The organism is Luteolibacter sp., from assembly GCF_039920825.1.
Taxonomy (GTDB): Bacteria; Verrucomicrobiota; Verrucomicrobiia; order Verrucomicrobiales; family Akkermansiaceae; genus Luteolibacter.
The window spans coordinates 98,054-106,154 of the sequence record NZ_JBDSCX010000009.1; the positions used below are offsets into that span (position 1 = coordinate 98,054).

Below are 8,101 nucleotides of genomic sequence, written 5' to 3' on the forward strand. Positions count from 1 at the left end.
ATTCGTTAGAGTGGTTCAGCGTTCGAGGCGGATGGCTTCCCAAGGATGGTTGTCCAGCAACAGCGGATGCCAGCCCTTCACCTCGGGCCGCAGCAGGTAGTTGCGGGACTGATAGGAGATCGGCAGGATCGGCTGCTCGTCCATGAGCAGGCCTTCCGCCTCGCGAAAAATGGCGAAGCGTTCGCCGGGGTCCGATTTCAGGGCTGCGTCTCGCAGCAGTGACTCATAACGGGGATCACTCCAACCGGTGTTGTTATTGCCATTTCCCTTGGTCCACATGTTGAGGAAAGTGGTCGGGTCGAGGTAGTCGCCGGTCCATGCGGCCATGGCCATGTCAAAGTTCAGCGTTTGCTGGGCGCTGACGTAGGATCCCCAATCCTTGTTCTGGATGTTGACGCGGATATTGAGGTGCTTGCTCCACATCGCCTGCACCGCCTCGGCACTGGCTCGTGCCGAGGGACGGGAAATCAGCAGTGAGAATATCGGGAAGCCGCCGCCATTCAGAAAGCCGGCCTCGGCGAGGAGTTTGCGGGCTTTTTCCGGATCAAAGGTCAGCTTCGGCACGGGCTGATAGGAACCCATTTTCGGGGTCAGCGAAGGGGCGGGGAAGTAACCTTCGGTGATGTACTGGCAGATCTGCTCGCGATCGATGGTGAGCGAGAGCGCCTGCCGCACGCGGGGATCGGAAAGCGCAGGGCGGGTCGTGTTGATGCGGACGAAAGAGGAGGCCACATACGTTTCCTGGCGGAGGAATTCCGGCTCGTTTTTCTTCACGGTCCGGATCAGGTCGGGCGGGAGCTGATAGGTCGTGTGGAGCTGGCCGGAGAGGAACGCGCGGGTCTCGGTGTAGGGATTTTCGATCGGATAGAAGCGGATTCCGTTCAATCCGACCTTCGCCGCATTCCAGTAGTGGGGATTGCGTTTCACCTCGATGAAATCGTGGAAGCGCCACTCGGTGATCTTGAAAGGCCCGTTGCCGACGAGGTTCGGCAGCACACTCCATTTCGTAAAACGGTCGGTCATTTTCCCGTGCTGGAGCACGACGTGCCGCGGCACCGGAAACCATGTGTAATGTCGCGTCAGCGAGGGCAGATAAGGAACTGGCTCGCGCAACTTGACCTGGAGCGTGAAGTCGTCCAACGCCTTGACCCCGACTTGTGAAAAATCGGTGATCTTCCCTTTGTTGAAATCCTCGGCATTTTGGAGGAAATAGAGCATTTCCGCATACGGTCCGGCAAAGTCCGGGTGCAGCAGGCGATTGTAGGCGAAAACGAAATCGTACGCAGTCACCGGAGCGCCATCCGACCATTTTCCTTCCGGTTGGAGGTGAAACACCCATTCGGTCATGTCGCCATTGTGCTCCCACGAAGCGGCCGCACCGGGCACGGCAGCATCGTCCTGCAATGCGTCGTCCGCGACCAATCCCTCAAACAAGGAAGTGATAATCTTGCTCTCGACGACACCGGTCACCAACTGGTGGTCGAGCGCTTTCGGCTCCGCGGAATTTCCCACCAGCAGGATGCCCTCGCGATCGGCCCGCTCGACCTGGGTTTCCTTCTGGCAGGAAGCGAGCAGCAGACAGACAGGGGCTGATAACAACAACAAGCGGCGGAGCATCACGGGGCGAAAGATGACGAACCTGACGCGCAATGCAGGCCAATTCTTGGAAAATCGAATTTTCAAACGCCGGCATTGCCATATTGGGGAAATTCTCGAGCACCTGCTGATGAAGCGACGGAATGCCCGCGCCAAGCCGGGTCGGGACTTGCAACATTCCTCCCTGCGTCTAAATACACGGGCGCAACCTTGTGAAAAGTTACTTCCTCCGCCGCCTGCTGCTGATTCCCCCGACTTTGATCGGGATTACGCTGCTGGTTTTCACCATCACCCGGTTTGTCCCCGGCGGGCCGATGGACCGGATGTTGCAAACGGCGGCCCGTGGTGCGGACCAAGGGGGCAAAAAGGCGTCCACCAACCAATCGCAAGGCGGATTGAACGAGGAGCAGTTGGAAGAGCTGGAGGAAATCTACGGTTTGGATAAAACCATCTTGGTCGCCTATGGCCAGTGGCTGGGCATCGCGCCGCGCGAGGCCCGCATTTCCAAAGGCGAATACGGCGATCGCGGCGATGAAATGATCGGCAGCGAGATCGATCCCGAAACCACCGCCTTGGTCGTGCTGCGGGGTGACGGACGCGCGGTGCTGGTGAAACGCAAGGGAGCTGCTGTCGAATCCGCCGTGTTTCAGGAAACTGGAAAACCGGTCGAGTCAGAGGGCTGGAAGGTCCGCTATGAAACCGAACAGGACCGCCAGGCGCGCTATCAGCGCAGGAACACCGGGAAAGAAAACCCGCCCGCCTATCGGCCGAGGGCGGTGATCTATCAAACACGTTTTTCCGGCATCCTGCAGGGAGACCTCGGTCGCTCGCAGATCTATAACGAACCGGTGGACAAGATGATCCTGGGCCGCATTCCAGTAGCCGCCTATTTCGGACTGCTGACCGCCATCATCACCTACGCGGTCTGTCTTCCGCTGGGGGTATTGAAGGCGCTGAAGCACCGGACCTTCATCGATACTTCCAGTTCGGTGCTGATTTTCCTCGGCTACTCGATTCCGGGATTCGCGCTTGGGGCCATCCTTCTGGTCCATCTCGGTGCCCGCATGAACCTGTTTCCGCTGTTCGGGCTGACGAGTCCGGATTTCGACCAGATGAACGATTGGGCGAAGGTGAAGGACATCGCCCACCATACAGTGCTGCCGTTGATCTGTTATATGGTCGGCTCGTTCGCGATGCTGACGATGCTCACGAAAAACAGCCTGATGGACAACCTCGCCGCCGACTACGTGCGCACGGCGATGGCGAAAGGCGTTAGTTTCCCGAGAGCGGTCTTCGGGCACGCGTTCCGGAACTCCATGATCCCCATCGCCACCAGCCTCGGCAGCCTGGTGGAAATCTTCATCGGCGGATCGATGTTGATTGAAACAGTTTTCGACATCCAGGGATTCGGGCTGCTGCAATACCATTCCGTCCTGGAGCGTGACGTGCCGGTCATCATGGGGACTTTGACCATCGCCGCTTTTCTGATGTTGTTAGGCCAGGTGATTTCCGACTTCATGGTGGCCGTGGTGGACCCGAGAATCAAATTCGAGTAATGACGCGGCTCATCGGACTTTTCATCGTGATTCTGGGAATTCTCGCCGCGACCGGCGAGGTGATGAATCTCGCGTTTCCCACGGCGCGGTGGTTCTTCAACACCAGCCGCGAAATGCCGTTCCTGAGCATCGGCGGAGAAAAAGGCGATCCGTTCCTGTGGTTCGGGTGGTTGAGCGTGACGGTGCTGGTGGCAGGGGGGATGTTCCTCATCGTCCGCTCGTTCACCTCGGGTCCGCCCAATCCGATCACGCAGCGGAAGATCCGGCGGTTTTGCGAAATCAAACGGGGCTACTACTCGCTGCTCATCCTGTTAGCTCTCGGCGGACTCGCGATGCTGGATCAGGCAATCGTCGGCAAGCGCGCACTCGCCATCCACTACAACGGAAAATGGAGCTATCCCGCTTTCGTGCCGACCGATCTCAAAAACAAAGACTTCGGGGTCACCGATGCCACCGCCGAAGCGCCCGCCGACTACCGGAAGCTGCAACGCTTATGGAAGGGATCCAAGACTAACAAGGTGATCATGCCGTTGGTTCCCTATGATCCGACGGGCGACACGCTTCCTCCCCGTTCCCGCGAGTTGTTGCAGCGCGAGACCATCCATACCGAAAGCGGCAGTCGCAAACCTTACTTCGGCCTGGTCGCGAAATACCATGATGTCGCCGAGGCAAAAATGCATCTCAGATATACCATGCGCAACGGCATCCTCAGCGGCCCCGCCGACGGTTGGGATGAACAAGGCGCACCGGTTTACAGCGCGGAATACAAGAACGGCGAGCTCGTCTCCGACCGCTTCAACGGGACCGGCAGCAAGGAGGATTTCCTCGCCTTGAAATCCAGCGGGCTCCGCGCCGTCAAATATCACCCCGCACCACCGATCCCCGAGGTCGGCAATTGGCTCGGCACGACTTCGGAAGGCTACGACGTTCTCGCCTATCTCTACGGCGGTCTTCAGGTGAATTTCAAGGCGGCCATCATCTATCTGCCCATCATCTATTTGATCGGCATTACCTACGGAATGCTGATGGGCTACTTCGGCGGATGGTTCGACCTCCTGTCCCAGCGGCTCATCGAGATCTTCTCCAACATGCCGTTCCTATTCGTCGTCATCATTTGTTCGAGCATGGTTCCGGAGCGTTTCAAGGGACTGCCGGTCATCCTCACGATCCTCGTATTGTTCGGTTGGATGGGTCTGACCTACCTGATGCGCACCGCCGCCTATCGCGACAAGGAGCGCGATTATATTGCCGCGGCAAAAGTACTCGGCGCGGGCACTCCGCGGATTCTGTTCCGCCACCTGCTGCCCAACACGGTGGCGATCCTCGTCACCGTCATCCCGTTCACCATGTCCGGACTCGTCTTCTCGCTGACTTCGCTCGACTACCTCGGTTTCGGCCTTCCACCCGAATACGCGACATGGGGCCGCCTCCTCAACGACGGACTGTCGAACCTATCAGCTCCATGGCTCGTCACCTCGACCTTCATCGTGCTCGTCGGAATGCTAACCCTCATCACCTTCGTCGGCGAAGCGGTCCGTGAGGCCTTCGATCCGAAAAAATTCACCTACTATCGTTGATGCCCCGCCATCTGACATTCCTGCTTTCCCTGATGTGTGCCACCAGCGCGCTCGTCGCCACGGGCTGTCGTCACAAAGACCAGGAAGTTGAACGAAAACTCGGTTTCGACGCCTTCGTCCCGATTTATAACCGCTACATCGACACTTGGCTGCGTACGCAACAGGCCGATACCGAAAAGGAAATCACACGGGTCACCACCGAACTCGCGACTGCGGAAGGCGATGCGAAAAGCGCGCTGGAAACCAAGGCTCAAGCGCTTCGCGTTGATCAGACGAAATGGAAATTCCGGCTCGGCTTGGGAGACTATTTGAAATTCGGAACTCCATCGGAAATTCCTTCCAATCTCGTTTGGCAAAACGGCATGGACCAACCTGAGATCGGCGATCCGGCCTCGAAGAAAGGCGGCGTCTTCCGCCGTTTCATCCCCACGTTCCCGCCGACGATCCGCCCCATCGGCAGCAACGCCAACAACTTCTTCCGCGGCGACCTTTACGACTACATTGATCTTCCGTTAGTCAACCTGCACCCTGAGACGATGGAGATGATTCCCGGTCTCGCCAGGGAATGGGCGACATCGGAAGATGGACGCACGATCTATTTCCGCCTCGATCCCGAGGCCCGCTATTCGGATGGCAAGCCGGTCAAGGCCAAGGATTTCCTCATTACGGCCTACATCCAGGTCTCCGACAACATCGTCAATCCTTACTCGAAACAATACTACCGCGAGAACCTCGCGCAGATCGCGATGTATGACGACCTGACGATTTCCATTTCGCTACCCGAAGCGAAAATCTATGCCCCCGCCGTCGCCGGTGCGATCACTCCATCGTCGCCCGAATTCTATTCCGAATACGGCCCGGACTATGCCGAGCGCTATCAGTGGCGCTTCCCTCCCACTACGGGTGCCTATGAAGTGCTACCGGAAGACATCATCAACGGTGTTTCCATCACCCAGACACATGTGAAAAACTGGTGGGCGAAGGATCGGAAATACTACAAATACCGTTTCAATCCGGACAAGCTGGTCCACACCGTCGTTCGCGACGAATCGAAGGCTTTCGAACTTTTCCGCGCCGGCGAGCTCGATACCTTCCTGATCACCTTGCCGCAATATTGGTATGAGAAATCCGAGATCGATCCGGTCTACAAGGGTTACATCGAGCGTTACACCTTCTACAAACGATACCCCAAACTTCCGCGCGGCTTGTATCTCAATGTCGCCAAGCCACCGCTAAACGATCTGAATGTCCGCATCGGCATTCAATACGCGATGAACTGGCAGAAAGTCATCGACGTCCTGTTCCGCGGCGATTTCCAACGGCTGAACGCGTTCAACGAAGGTTATGTCACGTTCAGTGATCCCTCCATCGTCGCCCGGCCGTTTTCCATTCCTCTCGCCCGGGCCGCGTTCGCCAAGGCGGGATACACGGTGGAAGGACGCGACGGCATCCTAACTAAACCCGATGGCACGCGGCTTTCAGTTTCCGTTAGCTATCCTGGCATGCCCCAATATGACAAGATCTTCGCTGTGCTGCGTGAGGAAGCAAAATCCTGCGGGTTCGAACTGCGGCTCGACGGACTTGAAGACAACGTCCTCTACAAAAAGGAAATGCAGAAGCAGCACGAGATGGTGATCGGCTCGTGGCTGATCCAGCCACCGGTTCCGGATTTCCATCAGTTCCTTCACTCCACCAACGCCATCGACGAGAAGGGCAACCTTAAACCGCAGACGAACAACACCTTCTCCTGGCATCGCGCGGATACCGATGCTCTATCGGAAAAAGTGCGCACCGCCACCACGGCGGAGGAGCTCAAGGACGCCGCGTGGAAGCTCCAGCACATCATGCATGACGAGGCGATTTTCGTGCCGGGCTACTCGGTGGATTTCGTCCGCATCGGCGCATGGCGCTGGGTGAAATGGCCCGACTGCGAGAATACGCGGTTCAGTCCGCCGATCGTCTATGATCCGCATGAGGTCTTCGTGTTCTGGGTGGATGACGCCGTGAAGGCGGAGACTCAGGCAGCAAGGCGTTCCGGCAAGGTTTTCCCCGAAGTGACCAAAACTATCGAGGTCTATCGGGTGAAACCGATTGAAACCGGCGAACCTCCGTTAGAACCCGAGCCCGCCACGGCCCACCCCACTGAACCCGTCATGGAGGACAGCGAAGACCCATGATTCCCGAAACGGAAAACATCCTCGAAGTGGACAAGCTCATCACTTCGTTCGAGACCGACCGCGGCCTGCTGCGGGCGGTCGATCAGGTGTCGTTCACAGTCCCTGCCGGAAAAACCGTGGGCATCGTGGGCGAGTCCGGCTGTGGGAAAAGCGTCACCGCGATGTCGATCGTGCGCCTGCTCCCCCAACCTGCTGGCAAGATTCTCGGTGGCCATGTCAATTTCCGCGGTCGCGATCTCGTCCGGGCCACCGACGCTGAAATGCGCAGGGTCCGCGGTGGCGAAATTGGCGTGATTTTCCAAGAGCCGATGGCCGCGTTAAATCCAGTTCACCGTATCGGCCGACAGGTTTCCGAAGTGTTCCGGATTCACAAGAAACTCTCGAAACGCGATGCATGGGCCGCCGCCACCGAAATGTTGGAACTCGTCCGCATCCCCGCTCCGGAAAAGCGGATGATGGATTACCCGCACCATCTATCAGGCGGCATGAGGCAGCGTGTCGTCATCGCCCTTGCGCTCGCGTGCAAGCCATCGCTGGTCATCGCCGACGAGCCGACCACCGCGCTCGACGTGACAGTGCAGGCCGAGATCCTCGACCTGCTGCGCCGCTGCCGTGACGAGTTCGGCACCGCGATCATCCTGATCACCCACAACATGGGGATCGTCGCCGATCTCGCCGACCGCGTCGCCGTCATGTTCGAGGGCAAGCTCGTCGAGGAGGCGACGGCACAGAAGCTGTTCTCCGCTCCCGAGCACCCGTACACGCAGAAGCTGCTCGCCGCGGTTCCCCGCATCGGCACCGGTGCCGCTCGAGCCGCGGAGCGCAAGACGGGCCGCGAAGCCACTGGCACGGTCAACACTGCAGCTCCGGTCGTCATCGCGAAGGATTTGGTCATCGAGTACCCCGGCCGGTTCCGGCAGGTGTTCCGTGCCGTTGACGGCGTCAGTTTCCAGATCTCGCCCGGCGAAGTGCTCGGCCTGGTCGGCGAGAGCGGTTCGGGCAAAACCACGATCGGTCGCGCGATCGGCGGCCTGACGAAGATCACCGGCGGCTCGCTGCAGGTGCTGGGCAAAGAGATGCTCGGCATCCGTGAGCGCAGCTTCAAGCCCGTCCGCAGCGACATCGGCTTCGTCTTCCAGGACCCCGCGTCGAGCTTCAACCCGCTCCTGACCATCGCGGAGTGCGTCGCCGAACC

General features: G+C 58.7%; 5 protein-coding genes. 4 read left to right on the forward strand and 1 reads right to left on the reverse strand.

Translation table 11 applies throughout. The features are described from left to right. Positions 1–15 precede the first annotated feature (15 nt). The gene (locus ABIQ96_RS02280; RefSeq protein ID WP_348212922.1) at positions 16–1,617 is read right to left on the reverse strand and encodes a peptide ABC transporter substrate-binding protein; all 1,602 of its coding nucleotides are present in this window, start codon (positions 1,615–1,617) and stop codon (positions 16–18) included. Positions 1,618–1,808: 191 nt separating this feature from the next. Between ABIQ96_RS02280 and ABIQ96_RS02285 the strand changes: the two genes are divergently transcribed. The 4 genes from ABIQ96_RS02285 to ABIQ96_RS02300 all read left to right on the forward strand — a co-directional run. After that, positions 1,809–3,152 (forward strand): ABC transporter permease subunit, encoded by a 1,344-nt coding sequence (locus tag ABIQ96_RS02285; protein WP_348212917.1) that lies wholly within the window; start codon positions 1,809–1,811, stop codon positions 3,150–3,152. Continuing rightward, positions 3,152–4,729: an ABC transporter permease subunit gene (locus ABIQ96_RS02290; protein ID WP_348212918.1), complete on the forward strand. Its 1,578-nt coding sequence runs from the start codon at positions 3,152–3,154 to the stop codon at positions 4,727–4,729. The genes ABIQ96_RS02285 and ABIQ96_RS02290 overlap by 1 nt, the downstream gene beginning before the upstream one ends. Next, a complete protein-coding gene (locus tag ABIQ96_RS02295) occupies positions 4,729–6,906 on the forward strand; it encodes an ABC transporter substrate-binding protein (RefSeq protein ID WP_348212919.1) in 2,178 nt (725 codons plus the stop codon). The genes ABIQ96_RS02290 and ABIQ96_RS02295 overlap by 1 nt, the downstream gene beginning before the upstream one ends. Next, positions 6,903–8,101: ABC transporter ATP-binding protein (locus ABIQ96_RS02300; protein WP_348212920.1), on the forward strand; the 1,199-nt coding region annotated here is incomplete at its 3' end. The genes ABIQ96_RS02295 and ABIQ96_RS02300, both read left to right, overlap by 4 nt.

Excerpts from the sequence above, each read along its gene's own strand:
- ABIQ96_RS02280 (WP_348212922.1), bottom strand. The coding sequence starts at position 1,617 with ATGCTCCGCCGCTTGTTGTTGTTATCAGCCCCTGTCTGTCTGCTGCTC.
- ABIQ96_RS02290 (WP_348212918.1), top strand. The coding sequence starts at position 3,152 with ATGACGCGGCTCATCGGACTTTTCATCGTGATTCTGGGAATTCTCGCC.
- ABIQ96_RS02295 (WP_348212919.1), top strand. The coding sequence starts at position 4,729 with ATGCCCCGCCATCTGACATTCCTGCTTTCCCTGATGTGTGCCACCAGC.